Below are 25151 nucleotides of genomic sequence, written 5' to 3'. Positions count from 1 at the left end.
GTAGAACAATCCACCGCCCTCCTCCGCCGATTGACGACGGGACAGGCGACGATCGGTGGACTGCCCGGTGCGGCCCACCACCACGCCGATCACTTCGTCAGCCAGCGCTCGAGGGCTTTGCGCGCGGCGGGACGGTGATCGCTGACCGTGAGCTTGTAGCGGGCCACTTCGGGACCGTCGAGCTTCACCTGCGTGACCCGCAGCTCGTCGCGGCGGAACGCGTGCACCTCGACTTTCGCGCCCGGCTGATAGCGCGACAGCAGAGCATCGATATTCCCGCCGGTCACGCGCAGACCATCGATCGCGATCAGCACGTCGCCAGCGGAGAGGCCCGCCTTCTGCGCGGCGCTGCCCTCGTGCACGGTCGCGAGCGCGCAATCCGCGCCGCCGCGTAGCCGCACGCCGAGCGACGGCTTGCCGTTTTTGTCGACGTCCGGCGCGAGCGCCACGCCGAACGGCGCGAGCAGCGCGTCGAGCGGCAGATCGCGCGTGCCGCGCACGCCCTCGGCGAACAGTTCGGCCAGTTGCGCGCCGCTCGCTTCCGCGAAAATCGCCTCGATCTCGCTTTCGTCGACGCCGACCGGCCTGCCTCGATAAAAGTCACGGCCAAAGCGCTTCCACAGCAGACGCATCACGTCGTCGAGCGATTTCTGGTTGCCGGTCTGCGCGCGGATCGTCAGGTCGAAGGCGAGCGCGATCAGCGAGCCCTTCGTGTAATAGCTGACGATCGCGTTCGGCGCGTTCTCGTCCTGCCGGTAGTACTTGACCCACGCATCGAACGAGCTTTCGGCGACGCTCTGCTTGAGGCGCCCGCTGCCGCGCTGCACCCCGCCGATCACCTTGCCGAGCAGGCCGAAATAGTCGTCCTGCGAGATCACGCCGCTGCGTACGAGAATCAGGTCGTCGTAATATGACGTGAAGCCCTCGAACAGCCACAGCATCGACGTGTAGTTTTCGACGCCGAGGTCATACGGCGCGAACTCGGCCGGCTTGATCCGCTTCACATTCCACGTGTGGAAATACTCGTGGCTGCACAGACCGAGATAGGTCCGGTAGCCCTCGCTCATCGGCTCGCGGCCCTGCACCGGCAGATCGGTGCGATTGCAGATCAGCGCGGTCGACGCGCGATGCTCGAGCCCGCCGTAACCGTCGGTGACAGCCTGCGTCATGAACACGTAGCGCTCGACCGGCGCCTTCTTCGACTTCGGTTCGAACAACGCGATCTGCGCTTCGCAGATGCGCTTCAGATCCTTGCACAGACGCTCCATGTCGAGCCCGATCACGCGACCGCCGATCACGACGTCGTGCGGCACGCCGTGCGCCTTGAACGTCGCGAGCGCGAATTCCCCGAGCGTCACAGGATGGTCGATCAGTTCGTCGTAGTTCTGCGCGCGGTATTCGCCGAAGCCGTAGCGCTTCGTGCCGCGCGCTTCCGGCAGCGCGGTCGCGACGCGCCAGCCGCGATACGCGGCGCCCTGCGGCTTCTGGATATCGACCACACACTGCGCGTCCTCATGGCCGAGCGGCGACAGGAACACGCTGGTGCCGTTGAAAAAGCCGATCGTGTCGTCCAGATGCGCGGCGCGCACCGACAGGTCCCATGCGTACACCTCGTAGCGCAGCGTCAAGGCTCCCTTGACCGGCGCGGCCTGCCACGTGTGCTTGTCGATCTTCTCGACGCGCACCTTGCGGCCCGCGTCGTTCACCGCGCGCAGCGTGACGATGTTGCGCGCGAACTCGCGCACCATATAGCTGCCCGGAATCCACACCGGCAGCATGAAACGCTGACCGGCCGGATCGGGATCGGCGACGGTCACGATGACTTCGAACAGGTGGGCGGCGGGGTTACCCGGAACGATGGTGTAGCGGATCGGCTTCATCGGCGGCGCTTGGGAGTGTCAGGAGAGTGAGGCGGAGAAGTTCGGGGCTCGATGCGAAAGGAGGCGCTGCGTGCGCCTCCTTCAGTTTGAACGTTGCATCTGTTGCGCGCCCGGGGCGGGCGTGGCGCTGTGGCCAGCGCGCTCTTCAGTGCACGGCCGACAGTTCCTTGTCGAGCCGATCTGCCGGCACTGCGCCGGGCAGGCGGCGACCGTCGGCGAGAAACACCGTCGGCGTGCCTTCGACGTTCATCGAACGGCCGAGCGCGAGGTTCTTGTCGATCGCGGCGGTGTCGCAGGTGGCGGCGGCGGTCGGCGCCTGACGGTCCTGCATCCACGATTCCCACGCCTTCGCGCGATCGGCCGAGCACCAGATCGACTTCGACTTGGCCGTCGAATCCGGCGACAGCACCGGGTACAGGAACGTGTAGACCGTCACGTTGTCGATCGACAGCAGCGTTTTTTCGAGCTGCTTGCAGTACGGGCAGTTCGGATCGGAGAACACCGCGATCTTGCGCGCGCCGTTGCCGCGCACGACCTTCACCGCGTTGCCGAACGGCAGGCTCGCGAAGTCGATGCGGTTGGTTTCCGACAGGCGTGCCTCGGTCAGATTCTTGCGCGTCTTCGAGTCCACCATGTCGCCGAGCATCAGGTAGTCGCCGCTCGCATCGCTGTAGACGATCTGCGTGCCGAGATTCACTTCGTACAGGCCCGCGATCGGCGTCTTCGACACGCTTTTGATCGTCACGTCGGAAAGACGGGTTTGCAAGGTGGCCTTGAGCTTGTCGGTGGTCTGGTCGGCCCGCGCCGAGCAGCCGAGCATAGCGGCACCGATCGCGAGCGCGGCGGCGGCGATGCGGAAGGTCTTTTTCATGCTGGAGTCCTGGAGTCAGTCGCGCACCTGCGCGTTTTTTACGTTCCGGCCGCGAGTTTCGGCCGCCTATCTGTTCAATCAGGCTCGATCAGGTTCGATCGGGGGTCGGATAAGGGGCGGATCGCAGCGCTTCGATCCGGTCATGATACCTGTCCCGGGCGCCGGTGACCGGCCATCGGCTATTCGCCCGACGCCTCGTCGCGGTTTACCCCAGCGCGGCCGACACGAGCCAGCGCTTGATGAATGGCTGCGCGCCGACGAACGCCATGCCGGTATTGCGCACGGCGCGCGCGAGCGGACCGGGCACCGAGAACAGTTTCTGCAGACCGTCGGTGGCGATCATCAGCGCGCGAATGTCTTCGCGGCGCGCGCGTTCGTAGCGACGCAGCAGCACCATGTCGCCGAGATCGCGGAACGACTCCTTGTCGCCGATCGTGCTCGCGAGCGCGGCGACGTCGCGCAAGCCGAGGTTCATGCCCTGTCCTGCCAACGGATGGATCAGATGTGCGGCATCGCCAACCAGCGCGACACGCGGGGCGACGAGCCGGTCCACGGTCTGCAACGCGAGCGGGAAGCCCTGCGCGGGCGTCACGCAGTCGAGCGCACCGAACTGTTCACCGCTCACGTGCTCGACTTCGGCGGCGAGCCGCTCGGGATCGAGCGCGAGCAACTGCTCGGCGTGTTCGGTGCGCGCCGACCAGACCAGCGACACGTGGCCGTCCGGCATCGGCAGCAACGCGATGATCTCGCCGTCGCGGAACCACTGATACGCGGTTTCGCCGTGCGGCTTCGCAGCCTTGAAATTGGCGACCACACCGATCTGTCTGTAGTCGCGGCGCACCATCTTCGAGCCGATCTGCGCGCGCACCCACGAGTGCGCGCCGTCCGCGCCGACTACCAGATCCGCTTCGAGCACGCTGCCGTTCGCGAGGCCGACGCTCGCGTTGTCGACGGAGAAATCGAGCGCCTGCGCGCGCGCGTCGAACCACGTGAGGTTCGGCTGGAAGCGCAGCGCGGCATCGAGCGCGCGCTCGATCACCGACGACTCGACGATCCACGCAAGCTGCGGCACCGATGCCTGAAACGCCGAGAAATGCAGCTCGGCATGCGCGTCGCCATAGACGCGCATGTCGTAGACGGGACCGAGCCGTGTGTGATCGAGCGCCTGCCAGACCCGCAGCCGTTCGAACAAGGCCTGCGAACTCGACGACAACGCATAGACGCGCGAGTCGAAGACAGCACCGGCGGGCAGCGCCGCGCAAGGCTGCGCGAGCAGTGCGACGCGCAGTCCGGCTTGCGTGAGCGCGAGCGCCGCGGTCTTGCCGACGAGCCCGCCGCCGATCACGGCGGCATCAAAGGTCTGGTGGTGTGCGTTCATGCGCGCATTATAGCCGCGGGGGGTGCGGGGGACGGATCGACGGGCGCGCCGTTGGGCGCTGTGCGCGGGGTCTCGCGGGCTCGTGCCGGACATGGTGTCTGGGGGCAGAGCCTGAGGTTGTCGGCCGGGACTGTGCGAGTCTGATGCCGACCGCTCGCGCAACCCGCACTTCATGCGTTGGCGGCCACGCGCATTTGAGTCCCGGGCCGGTGGCCGCGCGGCCTCGATGCGTCGTGCTAATGCGTCGCGGCGCTTGCCGCGAGCGCCGCGTTCGCCTCGCGCATGCGCATGAAGTCGCGATTGGACGAGAGGTTGCGCCACGCGGCCGCCTCGAGCTCCGCCTTGCGATCGCGCTGATCGCTGCGTACCGCGCAGTCGGGGAACACGCGGTCGAACACGCGCCATAGCGAGTCGTAGTCGTTCTTATCGGCGAACCGCGCGATGTCGGCGTGATCTTCGTGCGACAGGTGGGTCGTCAAACAATCGATGGTCTGCCGGTCCGTGGTGGCCTGCGCTTCGTCGAAATTCGGCGCGACCCATGTCGCGACCGAGCCCACCACGACCGCGGCGACGACGCCGATCCCAACCCATCTGATGATTCCCACGCGGCTCCCCCGGAAATTGAGCTCTGCCGGCTTTGAACTGACGATTCTACAGTGGCTTCGGGCCAATGCGCCGGCGGGTCCGCGCGGGCGAACGGGTTACAATTGCGCTTTCCGTGAAAACTCGCACTCAATCGTCGAGCCAACGCCCCGATTCGGTGTTTTGTCCGCTCCGCTGAGCCTGCCGCGCCCCACCTTACGCGAAGGCTTTCCGAATCCGCGCGCAGCGTCGAGCGCATCACGCAACCTACTGATTCACTGAAGGATTTCCATGAGCCTCAAATGCGGCATCGTCGGCTTGCCCAACGTCGGCAAGTCCACCCTGTTCAACGCGCTGACCAAGGCGGGCATCGCCGCCGAAAACTATCCGTTCTGCACGATCGAGCCGAACGTCGGCATCGTCGAGGTGCCGGACGCGCGGCTGAAGGCGCTCGCCGAAATCGTCAAGCCAGAGCGCATCCTGCCGGCCGTGGTCGAGTTCGTCGACATCGCCGGTCTGGTGGCCGGCGCGAGCAAGGGCGAGGGCCTCGGCAACCAGTTCCTCGCGAACATCCGCGAAACCGACGCGATCACGCACGTTGTACGCTGCTTCGAAGACGACAACGTGATTCACGTCGCGAACAAGATCGATCCGCTGTCGGACATCGAGGTGATCAACACCGAGCTCGCGCTTGCCGACCTCGCCACCGTCGAGAAGGCGCTCGCGCGCTATTCCAAGGCGGCCAAGTCGGGTAACGACAAGGAAGCCGCGAAGAACGCGGCGGTGCTGGAGAAGGTCCGCGCGCAGCTCGACCAGGCGAAGCCGGTCCGCGCGCTCGATCTGACCGATGAAGAAAAGGCTACCCTCAAGCCGTTCTGCCTGATCACCGCCAAGCCGACGATGTACGTCGCCAACGTGAAGGAAAACGGCTTCGAGAACAACCCGCACCTGGACGCGATCACGAAGTTCGCGGCTGCTGAAGGCGCGCCGGTCGTGGCCGTGTGCGCGGCAGTCGAAGCGGAAATCGCCGACCTCGACGAAGCCGACATGGAAGTCTTCCTCGCCGACATGGGCATGCATGAGCCGGGCTTGAACCGCGTGATCCGCGCGGGCTTCAAGCTGCTCGGCCTGCAGACCTACTTCACGGCCGGCGTGAAGGAAGTGCGCGCGTGGACGATCCACGTCGGCGATACGGCGCCGAAGGCGGCCGGCGCGATCCACACCGACTTCGAGCGCGGCTTCATCCGCGCGCAGACGATCAGCTTCGACGACTACATCACCTACAAGGGTGAACAAGGCGCGAAGGAAGCCGGCAAGATGCGCGCGGAAGGCAAGGAGTACGTCGTGCATGATGGCGACGTGATGAACTTTTTGTTCAACGTGTAAGCGCGAAGCAGCGCAAACTGCGCTGCGCGCTTAAGGCCCGCGAACCCTGAGGGGTTGCGGGCTTTTTTGTTTGCGCGCTACGACCTCCGCAACGCGTCGAGACAACGGACCTTGGCAGTCGTGACCGCCGAAACACCGTGCAACGCTTTGGCCTTGTAGTTTTTCGGCGCATCGTCAATAAACGGAATGCCGCACACACGCGATACCGCGAGAATGTGACTGTCGCCTTCGACAGGGTCTACGACCTTCAGCACAGCTGTGGGATTTCTCGGCAACGCATAGGCAAGAGCGATTCCCAAACCTTCCGCGTTCGCGCCGTCGGCCCCTATGGCCAGGCTACCCGGATGACTCTAGCTGTCGCCATGCATGAAGAAGGCGTCCCTGCCGAAAGTGTGCGTTCCCGGATTAGGCGTCAATGGCATGCCGAAAGCTCCGACATGATGGGAATGCCTTGGCGACCCAATCGTGTACGAACCTTCAGGTATCGGCCCGACCGATCGGACGTGTTGCATGAGGCGATTGCTTTTGCCCGCGCCGTGGCCCGAGTTGCATCACCCGTGATCTTTCCGAATAGATTCCCGTTTATTTCCTTTCCGTGACAGCCAATGCTAAATTTCGGCTTCCGGCGCGCCGCCGCCGGAATGTCATCGAACACAACTAGAATCGCGCGATTCGCGTCCGCGCCCCTTCCGAACCGGAGACAAATCGATGAATTACAAGCCGCTGTTCCGCTCACTTTCCGTCGCCGCTGTATTGAGCATCGGCGTCAGCCAGGCGGCTCACGCCGCGACCGAAATCCAGTTCTGGCACGCCATGGAAGCCGCACTGGGTGAACGTCTGAACGACATCGCGAACGACTTCAACAAATCGCAAAACGACTACAAGATCGTGCCCGTGTTCAAGGGCACCTACGATCAGACCCTCGCCGCCGGCATCGCCGCCTATCGCAGCGGCAATGCGCCGGCCATCCTGCAGGTCTACGAAGTCGGCACCGCGACGATGATGCAGGCGAAGAAAGCCATCGTCCCGGTCACGCAGGTATTCAAGGACGCGGGCCTGCCGCTCGATCAGAAAGCCTTCGTGCCGACCATCGCGAGCTATTACAGCGACTCGAAAACCGGCGAACTGATCTCGATGCCGTTCAACAGCTCGACGCCGGTGCTGTACTACAACAAGGATGCGTTCAAGAAGGCTGGCCTCGATCCCAACCAGCCGCCGAAGACCTGGGCCGAGTTGCACACCGATGCGCAGAAGCTGAAGGCCTCGGGCATGTCGTGCGGCTACTCGTCGGGCTGGCAAAGCTGGATTCAGCTCGAGAACTACAGCGCGTGGCATGCGGCGCCGTTCGCGTCGCGTAACAACGGCTTCGACGGCATGGACGCGCAGCTCGAATTCAACAAGCCGCTGCAGGTCGCGCACATCCAGTTCCTGCAGAACATGGCGAAGGACGGCACGTTCACCTATGTCGGCCGCAAGGACGAACCGGTATCGAAGTTCTATAGCGGCGACTGCGGCATCATCACGAACTCGTCAGGCTCGCTCGCGACGATCAAGAAATACGCGAAGTTCAACTTCGGCACCGGCATGATGCCGTACGACGACAGCGTGAAGGGCGCGCCGCAGAACGCGATCATCGGCGGGGCGAGCCTGTGGGTGCTGTCGGGCAAGGACCCGGCCGTCTACAAGGGCGTCGCGAAGTTCCTCGCCTATCTGGCCACGGCGCCAGTCGCCGCGAAGTGGCATCAGGACACCGGCTATCTGCCGGTCACGACCGCCGCGTATGACCTGACGCGCCAGCAGGGCTTCTACGACAAGAACCCCGGCAGCGACACCGCGATCCGCCAGATGCTGAACAAGCCGCCGCTGCCGTTCACGAAGGGCCTGCGTCTGGGCAACATGCCGCAGATCCGCACCGTGATCGACGAAGAACTCGAGCAGGTGTGGGCGGACAAGAAGACGCCGCAACAGGCGCTCGACTCGTCCGTCGCGCGCGGCGACGACCTGCTGCGCCGCTTCGAAAAGGCCAGCAACTAAGCATCGCCTGCAGGCAGGGTTCCGGCGCTCCCGCGCGGGAACCCGTCGTTGCAGCACACTCTGGACATTCCGATGGAAAAGCGCTCCTACTTCGGCACCAGCGTGCTGCCCTACCTGCTCGTCGCGCCGCAGCTGCTCATCACGCTCCTGTTCTTCCTCTGGCCGGCGGGCGTCGCGCTCTGGCAATCGACGCAAACCCAGGACGCGTTCGGTACGTCGAGCGCGTTCGTCGGACTCGCGAACTTCAAACAGCTGTTCGCCGACCCGCTGTATCTGGCGTCGTTCAACACGACGATCGTGTTCTGCACGCTCGTCACCGTGTCGGGCCTCGTGATCTCGCTGCTGCTCGCGGTCTGCGCGGATCGCGTGACGCGCGGCGCGAAGGCCTATCAAACGCTGCTGATCTGGCCGTACGCGGTCGCGCCCGCGATCGCCGCGGTGCTGTGGTCGTTCCTGTTCAACCCGAGCATCGGCCTCGTCACGTATGCGCTCGCGAAACACGGCATCGTGTGGAATCACGCGCTGAACCCCGGTCAGGCGATGTTCCTCGTCGTGCTCGCGTCGGTCTGGCAGCAGATCAGCTATAACTTCCTGTTCTTCTATGCGGGCCTGCAGGCGATTCCGCGCTCGCTGATCGAAGCGGCCGCGATCGACGGCGCCGGTCCGGTGCGCCGCTTCTTCGGCATCGCCCTGCCGCTGCTGTCGCCGACCACGTTCTTTCTGCTGGTGATCAACATCACCTACGCGTTCTTCGACACCTTTCCCGTGATCGACGCGGCGACCGGAGGCGGCCCCGGCCAGGCCACCCGCACGCTGATCTACAAGATTTTCGCCGAAGGCTTCCAGGGGCTCGACATCGGCAGTTCGGGCGCGCAGTCGGTCGTGCTGATGATCATCGTCGTGGCACTGACCGTCGTGCAATTCCGCTTCATCGAACGCAGGGTTCAATACTCATGATCGAGAACCGACGCGGTTTCGACCTGTTCTGTCACGCGGTGCTGATCATCGGCGTCGTGCTGGTGGTGTTTCCGGTGTACGTCGCGTTCTGCGCGGCGACGATGAGCGAGCACGAGGTGTTCACGGTGCCGCTGTCGCTCGTGCCGAGCACGCATCTGTTCGAGAACATCGTCACGATCTGGACGCAGGGCACCGGCAACGCCGCGGCGCCGTTCAATCGCATGCTGGTCAACAGCCTCGTGATGGCGCTCGTCATCGCGATCGGCAAGATCGCCGTGTCGATGATCTCCGCGTACGCGATCGTCTACTTCCGCTTTCCGTTTCGCACGCTCGCGTTCTGGCTGATCTTCATCACGCTGATGCTGCCGGTCGAAGTGCGGATTTTCCCGACCGTGCAGGTGGTGTCGTCGATGCATCTGAGCAATACGTACACCGGTTTGACGCTGCCGCTGATCGCGTCGGCGACCGCGACGTTCCTGTTCCGCCAGTTCTTCAAGACGCTGCCGGACGAGCTGATGGAAGCCGCGCGCATCGACGGCGCGGGCGCGCTGCGCTTCTTCTGGGACGTCGTGCTGCCGCTGTCGCGGACCACGATGGCGGCGCTCTTCGTGATCACGTTCATCTACGGCTGGAACCAGTATCTGTGGCCGATCCTGATCACCAGCCAGCAGTCGCTGATCACCGCGGTGATCGGCATCAAGGGAATGATCGCCTCGGGCGATACTGCGACCGAATGGCATCTGGTGATGACGGCCACGCTGCTCGCGATGCTGCCGCCGCTCGCCGTCGTGCTGACGATGCAGCGCTGGTTCGTGCGCGGCCTCGTGGATTCGGAAAAATGATCCGGTATGGCGGACTGCGACAAGCACTCAAAATCAAAGGCTAGAACGGCATGGCTGCACTGACTCTGCAAAGCGTTAAGAAAACCTACGACGGCAAACAGTTCGTGTTGCACGGCATCGACGTCGACGTCGCCGACGGCGAATTCGTCGTCATGGTCGGGCCGTCCGGCTGCGGCAAATCGACCTTGCTGCGAATGGTCGCCGGGCTCGAGCGCATCTCCGACGGCAGCATTTCGATCGCCGGCAAGGTCGTCAACGAACTGGAGCCGAAGGATCGCAACATCGCGATGGTGTTCCAGAACTACGCGCTGTATCCGCATATGAGCGTGGCCGAGAACATGGGTTACGCGCTGAAGATCGCGGGCGTCGATCGTGCGCAGATCGCGAAACGCGTCGAAGCCGCCGCGCAGATTCTCGAGCTCGGCGCGCTGCTGCAGCGCAAGCCGCGCGAGATGTCGGGCGGGCAGCGGCAGCGCGTCGCGATGGGCCGCGCGATCGTACGCGAGCCGGCGGTGTTTCTGTTCGACGAGCCGCTGTCGAATCTCGACGCGCGTCTGCGCGTGCAGATGCGCCTCGAAATCCAGCGCCTGCATGCGCGCCTCAAGACCACGAGTTTGTACGTCACGCACGATCAGATCGAAGCGATGACGCTGGCGCAGCGCGTGATCGTGATGAACCAGGGCCACGCCGAGCAGATCGGCGCGCCGACCGAAGTCTACGAGCGGCCGGCCACGGTGTTCGTCGCGAGCTTCATCGGCTCGCCGGGGATGAACCTGCTCGAAGGCCGTGTCGCGGACGACGGCTCGACCTTCGACGTTGCGGGCAACGGCCCGAAGCTGCCGCTCGCGGGCGTGCCGTCGATCGGCCGCGAAGTCGCGACAGGCCGCGAGTGGACGCTCGGCATTCGCCCCGAGCATCTGAGCCCGGGCACGGCCAACGCACCGTTCGCGACACTGAGCGTCGATTCTTGCGAAATTCTCGGCGCGGACAATCTCGCGCACGGCCGCTGGGGCAAGCACGATGTGACCGCGCGGCTGCCGCACGCGCATCGTCCCGCGGCCGGCGAGGCGCTGCAGGTCGTGCTGCCCGCGCAGCATCTGCACTTCTTCGATCCGGCGACTGGACGGCGCGCGAACTGAGACGCCCGCGGCGCGCCGCGACGGCGGCCCGCCGCCGGAACCCCCTGCCGCCCGGCCCTCGCCGCGAAGTACAATGCCACCTGAACCACATGCCGCGCGCGGCAGCGTCGTCGAATCCGACGCCGCGCCGGCCGGCGCCGGGTGTTCCGCCCGGCCCTCACACCGATTACCCATTCACCCCCGACTGCCCGCCCGCACGCGGCCGGCGTCGTCAACGTCTACTGCAAGCTAATGGCCCAATACGTTTTCACCATGAACCGGGTCGGCAAAATCGTGCCGCCCAAGCGCCAGATCCTGAAAGACATTTCGCTATCGTTCTTCCCCGGCGCGAAGATCGGCCTGCTCGGCCTGAACGGCTCGGGCAAGTCGACCCTGATCCGCATCATGGCCGGTGTGGACACGGAGATCGAAGGCGAAGCGACACCGATGCCGAACCTGAACATCGGCTATCTGCCGCAGGAGCCGCAACTCGATCCGCAGAAAACCGTGCGTGAAGCGGTCGAGGAAGGCCTCGGCGACGTGTTCAACGCGCAGAAGAAGCTCGACGAAGTCTACGCGGCCTACGCGGAGCCGGACGCCGACTTCGACGCGCTGGCCGCCGAGCAGGCGAAGTACGAAGCGATCCTCGCAACGACCGACGGCAGCGCCGAGCAGCAGATCGAAATCGCCGCCGACGCACTGCGCCTGCCGGCATGGGACGCGAAGATCGAGCATCTGTCGGGCGGCGAAAAGCGCCGCGTCGCGCTGTGCAAGCTGCTGCTGCAAAAGCCCGACATGCTGCTGCTCGACGAGCCGACCAACCACCTCGACGCGGAATCGGTCGAATGGCTCGAGCAGTTCCTGACGCGCTTCCCGGGCACCGTGGTCGCCGTCACGCATGATCGCTATTTCCTCGACAACGCCGCCGAGTGGATTCTCGAACTCGACCGCGGTCACGGCATTCCGTGGAAGGGCAACTACAGCAGCTGGCTCGATCAGAAGGAAGAGCGTCTGAAGCAGGAAGAAGCGTCGGAGTCCGCGCGCCAGAAGGCGATCAAGAAGGAACTCGAGTGGGTGCGCCAGAACCCGAAGGGCCGCCAGGCGAAGTCGAAGGCGCGTATCGCGCGCTTCGAGGAGCTGAACAGCCAGGACTACCAGAAGCGCAACGAAACGCAGGAAATCTTCATTCCGGTCGGCGACCGCCTCGGCAATGAAGTGATCGAGTTCAAGAACGTCACCAAGTCGTACGGCGACCGGCTGCTGCTCGATAACGTCAGCTTCAAGATCCCGGCCGGCGCGATCGTCGGCATCATCGGTCCGAACGGCGCCGGCAAATCGACGCTGTTCCGTATGCTGACCGGCCGCGAGCAACCGGATTCGGGCGAAATCGTGCAGGGTCCGACCGTCAAGCTCGCGTACGTGGACCAGAGCCGCGAAGCGCTCGCAGGCACCAAGACCGTGTTCGAGGAAATCTCGGGCGGCGCGGACGTGCTGACGGTCGGGAAGTACGAAACACCATCGCGCGCGTATATCGGCCGCTTCAATTTCAAGGGCGGCGACCAGCAGAAGATCGTCGGCAATCTGTCCGGCGGCGAGCGCGGTCGTCTGCATCTGGCGAAGACGCTGATCGCGGGCGGCAACGTACTGCTGCTCGACGAACCGTCGAACGACCTCGACGTCGAAACGCTGCGCGCGCTCGAAGACGCGCTGCTCGAATTCGCGGGCTCGGTGCTCGTGATTTCGCACGATCGCTGGTTCCTCGATCGCATCGCGACGCATATCCTCGCGTTCGAAGGCGACTCGCAAGTCACGTTCTTCGACGGCAACTACCAGGAATACGAAGCGGACAAGCGCGCGCGTCTCGGCGAGGAAGGCGCGCGGCCGAAGCGCCTGCGCTACAAGCCGATCTCGCGTTAAGAAGCGGGCGGGCGACGGTCCGTCTGGCGCGATGCCGGACGGGCCGCGGGGCATGCGCGTTGCTAATCGTCGCTAGACGGAGGCGCGCGTGAAAGTCTCGCGCACGCGACAGACGGTCAACACAGCGCCGCGCGACGCGGCGACGAGGAGACAGGCATGGCGATGTCGAAGGGCAGGCGCTGGATCGTCATCGTGGGCGGAACGCTTTTGGCGTTGGTTCTGATCGCGATCGGCGCGATGCAATTCGCGCAACAGGAAGTCAAGAATCGCGTCAGCGCGGCGCTCGGGCCGCTCGGCAGCGCCGACAGTATCGACGTCGGCCTCACCTCGGTACACCTCACCCACGTCGTGCTAAAAGCGCCGCCTGACTGGCCAGCGGGTGAACCGCTACGCGCCGACGAAATCACGATCACCCCCGACGTGCGCGATCTGATCGCGCGGCGCATGCATATCCGCGAGGTCGTCGTGCGCGGCTTCGACATGGCCGTGTTACGCACGAAGGACGGCTCGCTGAATCTGCTGCCGAACCTGCGCGAATCGCTGAACCGCGGCGATCAGCCGGGCAACGCCGGCACGGCGCCGCCGATCCCGCGCGAAAAGCTGGTCGACCATATCCGCTTCGAACACGGCAACTTCCATTTCTACGACATGACTGTCGGGCCGCCGCCGTTCAAGGTCACGCTCAGCAACGCCAACGCGAGCGTCGACCATCTGCATCTGCCGGCGCTTACCGAACCGACCCATGTCAGCGTTCGCGGCGCGATGAAGGGGCCGGCGCATACGGGCACCGTGACGTTCGACGGCTGGATCAAAATCGCCAGCCGCGATTCGCAGACGACGAGCACGCTGCACGGCGTCGATATTGCGATGCTCGATCCGTATCTGCTGAAGAAGGCCGGCACGCGCGCACAGGTGACGGGCGGCACCGTCGATCTGACGATCGAATCGACGGTGCGGAATTATCATCTCCATGCGCCCGGCACGGTGACAGTCCACAATCTGCAGCTCGCCGAATCCGACAATCCGCTCGAGACGTTCATGTCGATTCCGACCCGCGCCGCCGTCGCGGCGCTGAAGACGCATAACGGCAATATCACGCTGCATTTCGTGCTCGACGGCGATCTGCGCGATCCGAAGTTCTCGGTGCGCGAAGGGATCCTCGCGCGCATCGGCGCGGGGTTTGCGCAGGCGCTCGGGGTCAGCGTCGAAGGCGTCGCGAAGGGTGCGGGCGAGACCGTCAAGGGTCTCGGTAATGCGCTGAAGAATCTGCTGGGGCAGTAGCGGCGGCGGTCAGCTCAAACCGGCAAGCCCAACTCGCGCAGCTTGGCTTCCGTTTGCGCGGCGCTCGTGTGATGCACGCCGTGCCAGCCGAGCGCCTTCGCGGCTTCGGCGTTCTTCGCGTTGTCGTCGATGAAGGCGAGTTCGGCCGGCTCGACACCGGGCATTTGCAGTTCGATGCGCCGGCGCATCTCCGCGAAGATCGCCGGGTCGGGCTTCACGAGCTTCACGCGCCCCGACACGGCGACGTCGCGAAACCGCCGCAGCACCGGATAGTGCTCCCACGCGTACGGAAACGTCTCGGCCGACCAGTTGGTCAGCCCGAAGAGCGGCACCTCGGCCGCTTCGAGCTTTTCCATCAGCGCGATGCCGTCGTCGAGCACACCCGCCACCATCTGGTGCCAGCGCTCATAGAACGCGCGGATCAGCGGTTCGTGATCGGGAAACCGCGCGATCAGCTCGTCGGTGGCTTCGACGATCGGCTGACCGCCATCCTGGCGGATCACCCAGTCCATCGAGCAGACGTGCGTGAGGAACCAGCGGCGCTCGACTTCGTCGGGAATCAGCTCGCGGTACAGGTACTCGGGACTCCAGTCGATCAGCACACCGCCGAAATCGAACACCACTGCCTTGATCGCCATGCACCACGCTCCTTTGGAAGGTCGTCGCTACGCTCAGATGGGTTGCGTGCGCAGTTCCAGCCACGCTTTCGCGTCGCCCGATACATGCGGCGCGAGGCGCGCGCGCACCGTCTCGTGATACGCGTTGAGCCACGCGCGCTCGTCGTCGCGCAGCAGCGACAGCTCGATGCAGCGCGCGTCGATCGGGCACAGCGTCAGCGTTTCGAACTTCAGGAAGTCGCCGAATTCGGTTTTTTCCGCGGCCACGTTCAGCACGAGGTTTTCGATTCGCACGCCCCACTTGCCCGACCGATACAGACCCGGCTCGTTCGACGTGATCATGCCCTCCTCCATCGCGGTCCACGGTTCGGCCGGTGCGTAGTGCGAGATCACCTGCGGGCCTTCGTGCACGTTCAGGAAGTAGCCGACCCCGTGACCGGTGCCGTGGCCATAGTCGGCGCCGGCCTGCCAGATCGGCGCGCGCGCGATCGCGTCGAGCATCGGCGAGCGGATGCCGCGCGGGAATTGCGCGCGTGACAGCGCGATCATGCCCTTCAGCACGACGGTGAAATCGCGGCGCTGTTCGCTGCTCGGCGTGCCGACCGGGACGACGCGTGTGATGTCGGTCGTGCCGCTCAGATACTGGCCGCCCGAATCGATCAGCAGCAGGCCGTTGCCTTCGATCACCGCATGCGACTCCTCGGTCGCGCGATAGTGCGGCATCGCGCCGTTCGCATTGAAGCCCGCGATCGTCGCGAAGCTCAGCGACACGAAGCCGGGACGGCGGGCGCGAGCTGCCGTCAGACGCTCGTCGATCGTCAGCTCGGTGATGCGCTCGCGGCCCAGCGCGCTTTCGAACCACGCGAAGAATTCGGCGAGCGCGGCGCCGTCCTGCTCCATCGTCTCACGCACGTGCGCGGCATCGGCGGCGGTCTTGCACGACTTCAGGAAAGTGGACGGATTGACCGCCTCGACCACCTTGACCGACGACGGCACCGCCTGCAGCGAGCCGTGCGTGATGCGGCGCGGATCGATCAGCAGTGTGCTGCCGGCTGGCAGCGCAGCAAGCGCGGCGGCGGTTTTCGCGTACGGCTCGACGCTGATGCCGTCGCGCGCGAGCACTTCGGCGAGCGCCGGCGACACCTTGCCGTCGGCGATAAATAGCGACACCCGATCCACGCCGATCAGCGCGTGCGCGACGAACACCGGGTTGTAGCTGACGTCGGCGCCGCGCAGATTCAGCAGCCAGGCGAGGTCGTCGAGCGTCGAGATGAAGTGCCACTGCGCGCTTTTCTCGACCATCGCGCGACGCACCTGCGCAAGCTTGTCCGCACGTGTGACGCCCGCTTGCGGCGCGGCGTGCTCGAAGACGGCGTCGGCGGGCAGCGCCGGGCGCTGCGCCCAGATCGCGTCGAACAGGTCGAGGTCGGTGCGCAATTGCACGCCGCGCGCGTTCAGTGCGGCGCTCAACGCGCGCGCGGCCGCGACGCCCAGCACCGCGCCGTCCACACCGACCGTGCCGCCGCTCGCGACGTTCTGCGCGAGCCATTCGAAATGCGGCGTCGTGAGCTGGCCGCCGGTCATCTTCATCAACTCGACACCGCTGCCGGCGAGTTGCGCACTCGCCTGCTCCCAGTAGCGGCTGTCGGTCCAGACGCCGGCGAAATCGGCGGTGACGATCAGCGTGCCGGCCGAGCCGGTGAAGCCCGACAGCCACTGGCGGCCTTGCCAGCGCCCTGGCAGATACTCGGACAGATGCGGATCCGCCGACGGCACGAGGTAAGCGGCAATGCCCTCGCGCGCCATCGCGGCGCGCAGGTTCGCGAGGCGCTCGGGAATGAAGGAGGTTTCGGGAAGTCGGGCGTTCATGGAGTTACCTGCAAGGATTCATCGACGGATGGACCGGCGCGTTGATTGACGCGACAAGAGGCCGACCGTCACGGCGACGGCGACGAGCGCGACGGCGGTGCATACCGGCCATTCGAGCATGTCGCCGTCATGGAAGAGACTTGTCACGTTGCCGGCCATCCGCGCGACGCTCGTGCCGAGCACACCGGCCAACAGCGCGGCCCACCAGCGGGCGCGGCTCGCGCGGCGCTGCGGATGCAACCACCAGCCCGCGAGGCCGATCACCGCGCCGAGTACGAGAATGCCTGGCCAACCCATCAGGCGTCGACTCCAGACTGGGCGCTCAAACACGGCAAGATCAATTTCGGATTCGTCTCATAGGCGAAAGGAGCCGCCAACGCTAGCATTTTTGCCTCCTCAACTATACAAGTTCAGCACGGCGCTTTCCGCATAGCGGTTGAGTTTAGGGATCGGGGTGTGCTTAGGCAAGTTGTAAGTCTGACGAAAACGCCTCATGCTTCGCCCGTTGCCAGGCTGACGCAGCGCCATGCGCATCGCCCTTATCGAACCCGACCTGCAACACGCCAAACTGGTTGACCGGCTCATTTTCGCCGGCGGCCACGCGTGCCAGCACTTCACCACTAGCGCCACCTTCCTGCAGCGCGCTACCGACGAATTTTTCGACCTGTTGATCACCGAAAGTTGGGCCGGCGATCATTGCGCCGAAGACGTGATCCCGCGCGCGCGCTCCATTCTGCCGGGCCTGCCCGTCATGATGCTGCTGAGCGCACCGCGCGAATGCCAGATCGTCGCCGCGCTGCATGCCGGCGCCGACGACTGTCTCAGCAAGCCAGTGCGCGGCCCCGAAATGCTCGCGCGTGTCGAGGCGCTGCAGCGCCGTGCGGGCCTGCGGCGGCCGCCCAACCGTCGACGCGACGTGATCGGCGGCTATACGTTCGACGCGGCGAATTTGGCCGTGACATTCCGCGACCTGACCGTGATCCTGACGCCGAAGGAATTCCGCCTCGCGCTGGTGCTGTTCAACAATCTCGCGCGGCCGGTGTCGCGCGCGCATATTCTCGAAACCGTGTGGGCCCGCCGCCGTGACGTAAATTCGCGCACCATCGACACCCACGCGTCGCGCGTGCGCAGCAAGTTGCAACTGCGCCCGGAGCTTGGCTACACGCTGACGCCGATCTATGGTTACGGTTACCAGCTCGACGCGATCCCGCCGGAGAGCCTGACAGGCGCGAACTGACGCATGCGGGATATATGGCGGGCAGAATGTGAGTATCGTGGAAACGCTATAATATACGGCTGAACGATAGCTCCCCCAAATGCAGCTTCTAACGATCGGAATCAACCATCACACTGCGCCTGTCGCCTTGCGCGAACGCGTGGCGTTTCCGCTCGAACAGATAAAGCCCGCTCTGGATACGTTCAAGGGCATCTGGCTGGGCCACATGGCCCCCAACGCGCCCGAGGCGGCAATTCTGTCCACCTGCAACCGCACTGAACTCTACTGCGCGACCGACGACCTCGCCGCGCGCGAAGCCTCGGTGCAGTGGCTGTCGAAGTACCACAACCTCCCGATCGATGAACTCGCGCCGCACGTCTATGCGCTGCCGCAGTCCGAAGCCGTGCGCCATGCGTTCCGCGTCGCGTCAGGGCTCGATTCGATGGTGCTCGGCGAAACGCAGATCGTCGGACAAATGAAGGAGGCGGTGCGCACCGCCTCCGAAGCCGGCGCCCTCGGCACCTACCTGAATCAGCTATTCCAGCGCACCTTCGCCGTCGCGAAGGAAGTGCGCAGCACCACCGAGATCGGCGCGCAGTCGGTGTCGATGGCCGCCGCCGCGGTACGCCTCGCCCAACGCATTTTCGATAAGATCGCGAACCAGCGCGTGCTGTTCATCGGTGCTGGCGAAATGATCGAGCTTTGCGCGACGCACTTCGCGGCGCAGCATCCGCGGGAACTCGTCGTCGCGAACCGAACCGCCGAGCGCGGCATGCGGCTCGCCGAGCGCTTCAACGGCCGCGCCATTCCGCTCTCCGAGCTCCCCGCGCGGATGCACGAATTCGACATCATCGTGTCGTGCACGGCGTCCACGTTGCCGATCATCGGTCTTGGCGCAGTCGAGCGCGCGGTCAAGGCGCGCCGTCACCGGCCGATTTTCATGGTCGACCTCGCGGTGCCGCGTGACATCGAACCCGAAGCCGGCCAGCTCGAAGACGTGTTCCTGTACACCGTCGACGACCTCGGTGCGATCGTCCGCGAAGGCAATGCGTCGCGCCAGGCCGCGGTCGCGCAGGCCGAAGCGATCATCGAAACGCGCGTGCAGAACTTCATGCAGTGGCTTGATGCGCGCAGCATCGTGCCGGTCATCCGCCACATGCACACGCAGGCCGACACGCTGCGCCGCGCAGAGGTCGAACGCGCGCAGAAAATGCTCGCGCGCGGCGACGATCCGGCCGCAGTCCTCGAGGCACTGTCGCAATCGCTCACCAACAAGCTGATCCATGGTCCTACGCACGCGCTGAATCGCGCGAGCACCGACAACCGCGACAAGCTGATCGAGCTGATGAGCGGCTTCTACAAACACCCCGGCTCTACCGAGCGTTAGCGGCGCAGTGCTCGCCGCACCTCCGCGCGCCACCGCCGTGGCTCGCAAAGTGCTTCCGCCCCGGGCATTCGCCCGTTCCCCTGGCCGCATCCATTCCGGAGTCCGCTCCGCTACCCGCCCGATGAAAACGAGCATGCAACGCAAGCTCGACCAGCTGACCACCCGGCTGGCCGAACTGAACGACCTGTTGAGCCGCGAGGACATCACCGCCAACCTCGACCAGTACCGCAAGCTGACGCGCGAACACGCGGAGCTCGACCCGGTCGTCGAGCATTACGGGCTGTGGCGCCAGGCGCAAAACGACGCCGCCACCGCGCAGGACCTGCTCGCCGACGCGTCGATGCGCGATTTCGCCGAAGAGGAAATCCGCGCAGCACGCGATCGTATGGAGACGCTCGGCGTCGAACTGCAGAAAATGCTGCTGCCGAAAGACCCGAACGACGAGCGCAACATTTTCCTCGAAATCCGCGCGGGCACCGGCGGCGACGAATCCGCACTGTTCGCGGGCGATCTGCTGCGCATGTATCTGCGCTATGCCGAGCGCAACCGCTGGCAGGTCGAGATGATGTCGGCGAGCGAATCGGACCTCGGGGGCTATCGCGAAGTGATCGTGCGAATTGCCGGCGATGCCGCGTATTCGAAGCTGAAGTTCGAGTCGGGCGGGCATCGCGTGCAGCGCGTGCCGGCCACCGAAACGCAGGGCCGCATACATACCTCGGCGTGCACGGTCGCGGTGATGCCGGAAGCGGACGAGATCGGCGAAGTCGAGATCAATTCGGCCGATCTGCGTATCGACACGTTCCGCGCGTCGGGCGCGGGCGGCCAGCACATCAACAAGACCGACTCGGCGGTGCGCGTCACGCACTTGCCGACGGGCATCGTCGTCGAATGTCAGGACGACCGCTCGCAGCACAAGAACAAGGATCGCGCGCTGAAGGTGCTCGCCGCGCGCATCAAGGACAAGCAGGCGCACGAGCAGCAGGCGAAGGAAGCGGCGACGCGCAAGAACCTGATCGGCTCGGGCGACCGTTCGGAGCGCATCCGCACGTACAACTTCCCGCAGGGGCGCCTCACCGATCACCGCATCAACCTGACGCTGTATCGCCTCGACGCGATCATGGACGGCGATCTCGAAGAACTGATCGCGGCGCTCGTCAGCGAGCATCAGGCCGAACTGCTGGCTTCGCTCGGCGACGCGGACTAACGCCCCGACAATGACCGACGCCTCCCCGGCTCCGCTCGACCCCACCGCTCTGCCCCCCACGGCCGAGGCGCTATTGCGCGCATCGCCGCTGCCGCCGCTCGAAGCGCGGATTCTGCTCACGCATGTGCTCGGTTGGCGGCGCACGCAGCTGATCACGCGCGGCGAGGAGCCGCTCGAACGCGCAAGCGTCGAGCGTTATCGCACGCTCGAGGCGCGGCGCATGGCCGGCGAGCCGGTCGCGCAGCTCGTCGGTGCGCGCGAGTTCTTCGGGCTCGAATTCGAAGTGACGCCGCATGTTCTGATTCCGCGTCCTGAGACCGAGCTGCTGGTGGAGACCGCGCTCGCGGCGATCGAACCTCGGCCGCGCCCACGTGTGCTCGATCTCGGCACCGGGACCGGCGCAATCGCGGTGGCGATCGCGTCGATGCGGCCCGACGCGCAGGTCTGGGCGCTCGACCGCTCGGCCGACGCGCTCGCCGTCGCCGCGCGCAACGGCGCGCGCCTGCTCGACGTGAAACGCCCGGGGGGCGCCGTCGTTTTCCTGCCCAGCGACTGGTACGGCTCGCTCGACGCCGCGTTGCGCTTCGATGCGATCGTCAGCAATCCACCGTATATCGCGAGCGGCGACCCGCATCTGCGTGAGGGCGATCTGCGCTTCGAGCCGCGCGGCGCGCTCACCGACGAGGCCGACGGCCTCAGCGCGATCCGAGCGATCGTCGCCGGCGCCCCCGAGCGTCTCGCCGCCGACGGCACGCTTTGGATCGAACATGGCTACGACCAGGCCGAAGCCGTGCGCGCATTGTTGAGCGAACGCGGTTTTGCCGAGGTCCGCTCGGCGCGCGATCTCGCCGGCATCGAGCGGATCAGCGGCGGCGTGCTGCGCGCCGCTGCGGCCTGAGCGCGGTCGCCGAGGCTAAAACCCCAGGCGTGACGTGGCTGCGGCCGCCGGTAGCGAAATCCGCTATCATTTCAGCCTATTCCCATCCTTTATCGGAACCGCAAGGTCAGTCATGGATACGCAACAACGCATCAAGCAAATCGTCGACGGCAACAACGTCGTTCTCTTCATGAAAGGCACGGCCCAGTTCCCGATGTGCGGTTTTTCCGGCCGCGCCATCCAGATCCTGAAGGCGTGCGGTGCCGGTGAAATCAAGACCGTCAACGTGCTCGAAGACGACGAAATCCGTCAGGGCATCAAGGTGTTCTCGAACTGGCCGACCATTCCGCAGCTTTACGTGAAGGGGGAATTCATCGGCGGCTCGGACATCATGATGGAGATGTACGAATCGGGCGAACTGCAGCAGCTGTTCGCCGCGGCCTGAGCGTTCTACGCTTCGTTCGCTTCATCAGGCGCCGCAAGCCATGCAGCAAGCACGCACCGCGGTGCCTCGCCGGCTGATCGTCGCGATCACCGGCGCCTCCGGCGCGATCTACGGCATCCGGCTGCTCGAGACGCTGCGGCGGCTCGGCGGCGTCGAGAGCCACCTGCTGATTTCGAGCGCGGGTTGGCTCAACATCCAGCATGAACTCGAGTTGGGCAAGGAAGACGTGCATCCGCTCGCGGATGTCGTCCATTCGGTGCGCGATGTCGGCGCGAGCATCGCGTCGGGCTCGTTCGCGACCGACGGCATGATCGTCGCGCCCTGCTCGATGAAAACACTCGCGAGCATCGCGCACGGTTTCGCCGACAACCTGATCACCCGCGCCGCCGACGTCACACTGAAGGAGCGTCGCCGTCTCGTGCTGCTGGTGCGCGAAACGCCGTTCAATCTCGCGCATCTGCGCAATATGACGGCCGTCACCGAAATGGGCGGAGTGATCTTCCCGCCGCTGCCCGCGTTCTATAACCGGCCTGCTTCGATCGACGAGATGGTCGACCACACTGTCGCACGCGTGCTCGATCTGTTTGCGCTTGGGCCGGCGTTGTCGCCGGCGTGGGAAGGATTGCGGGGCGCGCAGGATTAACCGCGACAACGCGGATTAACAACGGCTGCGACGCAATCAATTCCCGCCGAACCCATTTATCAAGCTGGCGTGCGGACCTATATTGGTAGCAACCCAATTTCTCCGTGCCGTGCTTACACGGCCGCGTTGCTGTCATGAACCGCTTACCTTCGCTTTTCCTGTCTCACGGCGCACCCACGTTGCCGATCGATCCGTCGATGCCGTCCGCCGAGTTCAGCGCGCTCGGCACGCAATTGCCGCGTCCTGAGGCAATCCTGATCTTGTCGGCGCACTGGGGCACCGCGCAGCCACTCGCGAGCATCGCGACGGCGCCTGAAACCATCCACGATTTTTATGGTTTTCCGCGCCAGCTCTACGAAATCCAATATCCGGCGCCGGGCGCGCCCGACATCGCGCGTAGCGCCGCCGCGCTGCTCGGCGCGAGCGGCATCGTCGCGGACGTGCAGCCGCACGGACTCGACCACGGCGCATGGGTGCCGATGCTGCTGATGTTTCCGCGAGCGGACGTGCCGATCGCGCAACTGTCGATCCAACCGCACAAGGACGCCGCGCATCATTTCCGCGTCGGCCGCGCGCTGCGCGCGCTAAAAGACGAAGGCGTGATGGTGATCGGCTCCGGCCAGATCACCCATAACCTGCGCGCCGCCGATTTCTCCGCGCGCCCGGAAGACGCCGATCCGCGCGTGGCCGAATTCACCGACTGGTTCGAGGACAAGCTCGTCGCGCGCGATACCGACGCGCTGCTCGACTATCGCCGCCAGGCGCCGCACGCGGTGTTGATGCATCCGACCGACGAGCATCTGTTGCCGGTATTCGCCGCGCTCGGTGCCGCCGACGACGAGTATTCGCTCGCGATCCAGTCGCTCGGCACCTACCAACGCTCGCTCGCGATGACGAACTACGTGTTCGTGACCGCCTGATCCGGCTCGGGGTCGCGCACAAAGGTCAACAAAAAGCCCGCCTGATCATCGATCGGGCGGGCTTTTTATCGGCCCCGAAAGACCCGCGTCGAGCGGATCTTCGGTTTCGACCGGCGCTCAATGCGCGCCGATAACTTCGAGCACTTCGTCGTGCACGAGCTGCTCGTCCAGATACTCCGAACGATAGCCGCTGTTCACGCCCCAGAAGTAGAACACCAACGAGAAGGCGATCACGACGAGCATGTCCCAGCCGTACGGCAGAATGCCGAAGCCGCCAAACTCCTTGCTGCCGATCAGCGACAGGATCGCCATGATCGGCAGATACGCGACCAGCCACCAGGCAGCCTTCAGGTCACGGCCCCAGCCCTCGAAGCCCGACTTCGCCTGAAAGTAGAAATACACCGGCAGCGCGACGACCATCAGCAGAATGATTTCGCCGGTCAGCGGCCACCTCGCCCAGTACAGGATCAGCGACGCGCAGACGAACGCGAACGGCGCGATCACCTTCATGCCGGCGATGTGCAGCGGGCGCTCGAGATCGGTTGCCGCGCGGCGCAGTGCCATCAGGCTGATCGGGCCGGTCAGGTACGAGATCACGGTCGCGACCGAAATCACCGCCGCGAGCGAACTCCAGCCGCGGAAGAAGAACAGGAAGATGAACGAGACGAGCAGGTTGAACCACATCGCGTTGCGCGGAACGCCATAGAACGGGTGCACGTTACCGAACATCTTCGGCATCGTGTTGTTGCGCTCCATCGCGTAGATCATGCGCGAGGTGGTTGCCATGTAGGTCGTACCGGTGCCGCTCGGGCTCACGAACGCGTCGACGTACAGCAGGATCGCCAGCCAGTTCAGGTTCAGCGCAATCGCCAGTTCCGCGAACGGCGAAGCAAAGCTGAAGTGGCTCCAGCCCTTCATCACGTCGGCCGGATTCACGGCACCGATGTATGCGATCTGCAGCAACACGTAGATCACGAGCGCGAGCAGGATCGAGCCGATCACCGCGAACGGCACGCTCCTGGCCGGATTTCGCGCTTCACCGGCCAGGTTGATCGGGCTCTGGAAACCGTTGAATGCGAACACGATGCCGCTCGTCGCGACTGCGGTCAGCACCGCCGACCAGCCGTACGGCGCGAACGTGGTCGTCTGGCCAAAGTTCTCGGTGTGGACGCCTGTCATCATCAGGCCGACGATCGTTGCGCCCGGGATCAGGAACTTGAAGATCGTGATCGCCGAGTTGGCGCGCGCGAACAGCTTGACGCCCCAGTAGTTGAGCAGGAAATAGATGATGACGAGCCCGGCGGACAACAGCAGGCCGTTGGTCGTCAACGACCCGTCGACGAACAGCGCATGCGCCCAGGGATAGGGCCAGGTACTCATATATTGGATCGATGCTTCGGCCTCGATCGGGATCACCGACACGATCGCGATCCAGTTGGCCCACGCGCTGATGAAACCGACCAGCGCGCCGTGCGAGTAGCGCGCATAGCGCACCATCCCGCCAGATTCCGGAAACATCGCGCCAAGTTCCGCGTAGGTCAGCGCAATCGCGAGAATCACGACCGCACCGATGATCCATGCGCAAATCGCAGCCGGACCGGCAATTTTTGCAGCCTTCCACGCGCCGAACAGCCAACCCGAACCGATGATCGAGCCCAGACCGGTCAGCATCAGCGCGAATGGCCCGATGTTCCGTTGTATAGAACTTTTCAAGTCTTCTCCTAAAT

At 64.9% G+C, this 25151-nt stretch carries 22 protein-coding genes; 14 read left to right on the top strand and 8 right to left on the bottom strand.

Translation table 11 applies throughout. The features are described 5' to 3' along the window. Window positions 1-89: 89 nt before the first annotated feature. The 4 genes from OKW39_RS14175 to OKW39_RS14160 form a co-directional block, all read right to left on the bottom strand. Window positions 90-1880, bottom strand: a complete 1791-nt coding sequence (locus OKW39_RS14175; RefSeq protein WP_429562901.1) for a M61 family metallopeptidase — start codon at window positions 1878-1880, stop codon at window positions 90-92. 145 nt (window positions 1881-2025) lie between these two features. Continuing rightward, window positions 2026-2751: a DsbC family protein gene (locus OKW39_RS14170; RefSeq protein WP_429562900.1), complete on the bottom strand. Its 726-nt coding sequence runs from the start codon at window positions 2749-2751 to the stop codon at window positions 2026-2028. Between the two features lie 205 nt (window positions 2752-2956). Further along, window positions 2957-4129, bottom strand: a complete 1173-nt coding sequence (locus OKW39_RS14165; protein ID WP_429362890.1) for a UbiH/UbiF family hydroxylase — start codon at window positions 4127-4129, stop codon at window positions 2957-2959. A gap of 236 nt (window positions 4130-4365) precedes the next feature. Next, complete coding sequence (locus OKW39_RS14160; protein WP_429293998.1) at window positions 4366-4734, bottom strand: hypothetical protein; 369 nt, start codon at window positions 4732-4734, stop codon at window positions 4366-4368. A gap of 268 nt (window positions 4735-5002) precedes the next feature. Here OKW39_RS14160 and ychF point away from each other — a divergent pair, with 268 nt between their 5' ends. From ychF to OKW39_RS14125, 7 genes are all read left to right on the top strand, one after another. Further along, on the top strand, window positions 5003-6097 hold the full coding sequence (gene ychF, locus OKW39_RS14155) for a redox-regulated ATPase YchF (RefSeq protein WP_184009123.1): 1095 nt from the start codon (window positions 5003-5005) through the stop codon (window positions 6095-6097). A gap of 708 nt (window positions 6098-6805) precedes the next feature. After that, window positions 6806-8131 (top strand): sn-glycerol-3-phosphate ABC transporter substrate-binding protein UgpB, encoded by a 1326-nt coding sequence (ugpB, locus tag OKW39_RS14150; protein ID WP_429562899.1) that lies wholly within the window; start codon window positions 6806-6808, stop codon window positions 8129-8131. A 72-nt stretch (window positions 8132-8203) separates the two neighbouring features. Next, a complete protein-coding gene (gene ugpA, locus OKW39_RS14145) occupies window positions 8204-9088 on the top strand; it encodes a sn-glycerol-3-phosphate ABC transporter permease UgpA (RefSeq protein WP_429562898.1) in 885 nt (294 codons plus the stop codon). Then, entirely contained in the window at window positions 9085-9930 is an 846-nt protein-coding gene (gene ugpE / locus OKW39_RS14140; RefSeq protein ID WP_429362858.1) for a sn-glycerol-3-phosphate ABC transporter permease UgpE, read from the top strand. The genes ugpA and ugpE overlap by 4 nt, the downstream gene beginning before the upstream one ends. Window positions 9931-9980: 50 nt before the next feature. Further along, a complete protein-coding gene (locus tag OKW39_RS14135) occupies window positions 9981-11069 on the top strand; it encodes a sn-glycerol-3-phosphate import ATP-binding protein UgpC (protein ID WP_429562897.1) in 1089 nt (362 codons plus the stop codon). A 231-nt stretch (window positions 11070-11300) separates the two neighbouring features. Next, window positions 11301-12965, top strand: coding sequence for an energy-dependent translational throttle protein EttA (gene ettA / locus OKW39_RS14130; RefSeq protein ID WP_429562896.1), 1665 nt, complete (start codon window positions 11301-11303; stop codon window positions 12963-12965). A gap of 156 nt (window positions 12966-13121) precedes the next feature. Next, window positions 13122-14246: a DUF748 domain-containing protein gene (locus OKW39_RS14125; RefSeq protein WP_429335372.1), complete on the top strand. Its 1125-nt coding sequence runs from the start codon at window positions 13122-13124 to the stop codon at window positions 14244-14246. 14 nt (window positions 14247-14260) lie between these two features. On the opposite strand, the gene OKW39_RS14120 is transcribed toward OKW39_RS14125, so the two are convergent. Genes OKW39_RS14120 through OKW39_RS14110 form a run of 3 tightly spaced genes read right to left on the bottom strand, consistent with a single transcriptional unit; the run spans window position 14261 to window position 17029 of the window. Further along, the gene (locus OKW39_RS14120; RefSeq protein ID WP_429562895.1) at window positions 14261-14884 is read right to left on the bottom strand and encodes an HAD family hydrolase; all 624 of its coding nucleotides are present in this window, start codon (window positions 14882-14884) and stop codon (window positions 14261-14263) included. 33 nt (window positions 14885-14917) lie between these two features. Next, entirely contained in the window at window positions 14918-16732 is a 1815-nt protein-coding gene (locus tag OKW39_RS14115; protein WP_429562894.1) for an aminopeptidase P family protein, read from the bottom strand. Between the two features lie 18 nt (window positions 16733-16750). Continuing rightward, window positions 16751-17029, bottom strand: a complete 279-nt coding sequence (locus OKW39_RS14110; protein WP_429335374.1) for a hypothetical protein — start codon at window positions 17027-17029, stop codon at window positions 16751-16753. Between the two features lie 229 nt (window positions 17030-17258). Between OKW39_RS14110 and OKW39_RS14105 the strand changes: the two genes are divergently transcribed. The 7 genes from OKW39_RS14105 to OKW39_RS14075 all read left to right on the top strand — a co-directional run bounded on the left by OKW39_RS14105 (window position 17259) and on the right by OKW39_RS14075 (window position 23424). Next, window positions 17259-17969 (top strand): response regulator transcription factor, encoded by a 711-nt coding sequence (locus OKW39_RS14105; RefSeq protein ID WP_090802046.1) that lies wholly within the window; start codon window positions 17259-17261, stop codon window positions 17967-17969. 79 nt (window positions 17970-18048) lie between these two features. Then, window positions 18049-19335: a glutamyl-tRNA reductase gene (hemA, locus tag OKW39_RS14100; protein ID WP_429362851.1), complete on the top strand. Its 1287-nt coding sequence runs from the start codon at window positions 18049-18051 to the stop codon at window positions 19333-19335. A gap of 121 nt (window positions 19336-19456) precedes the next feature. Beyond that, entirely contained in the window at window positions 19457-20539 is a 1083-nt protein-coding gene (prfA, locus tag OKW39_RS14095) for a peptide chain release factor 1 (RefSeq protein WP_429335376.1), read from the top strand. 10 nt (window positions 20540-20549) lie between these two features. Then, entirely contained in the window at window positions 20550-21437 is an 888-nt protein-coding gene (prmC, locus tag OKW39_RS14090) for a peptide chain release factor N(5)-glutamine methyltransferase (RefSeq protein WP_184035904.1), read from the top strand. A gap of 112 nt (window positions 21438-21549) precedes the next feature. Beyond that, complete coding sequence (gene grxD / locus OKW39_RS14085; RefSeq protein WP_018420101.1) at window positions 21550-21861, top strand: Grx4 family monothiol glutaredoxin; 312 nt, start codon at window positions 21550-21552, stop codon at window positions 21859-21861. A gap of 40 nt (window positions 21862-21901) precedes the next feature. Beyond that, window positions 21902-22504: a UbiX family flavin prenyltransferase gene (locus OKW39_RS14080; RefSeq protein WP_090802052.1), complete on the top strand. Its 603-nt coding sequence runs from the start codon at window positions 21902-21904 to the stop codon at window positions 22502-22504. Window positions 22505-22638: 134 nt separating this feature from the next. Next, entirely contained in the window at window positions 22639-23424 is a 786-nt protein-coding gene (locus OKW39_RS14075; RefSeq protein ID WP_429562893.1) for a DODA-type extradiol aromatic ring-opening family dioxygenase, read from the top strand. A gap of 117 nt (window positions 23425-23541) precedes the next feature. Here the strand turns inward: OKW39_RS14075 and OKW39_RS14070 are convergent, their stop codons facing one another. Further along, window positions 23542-25137 (bottom strand): APC family permease, encoded by a 1596-nt coding sequence (locus OKW39_RS14070; RefSeq protein WP_429335379.1) that lies wholly within the window; start codon window positions 25135-25137, stop codon window positions 23542-23544. Between the last annotated feature and the right edge of the window lie 14 nt (window positions 25138-25151).

This window comes from Paraburkholderia sp. MM6662-R1 (genome assembly GCF_050436245.1).
Taxonomy (GTDB): Bacteria; Pseudomonadota; Gammaproteobacteria; order Burkholderiales; family Burkholderiaceae; genus Paraburkholderia; species Paraburkholderia tuberum.
The sequence above is the reverse complement of the archived record's forward strand: the minus strand, read 5'-3'. Positions and strand labels throughout refer to the sequence as shown.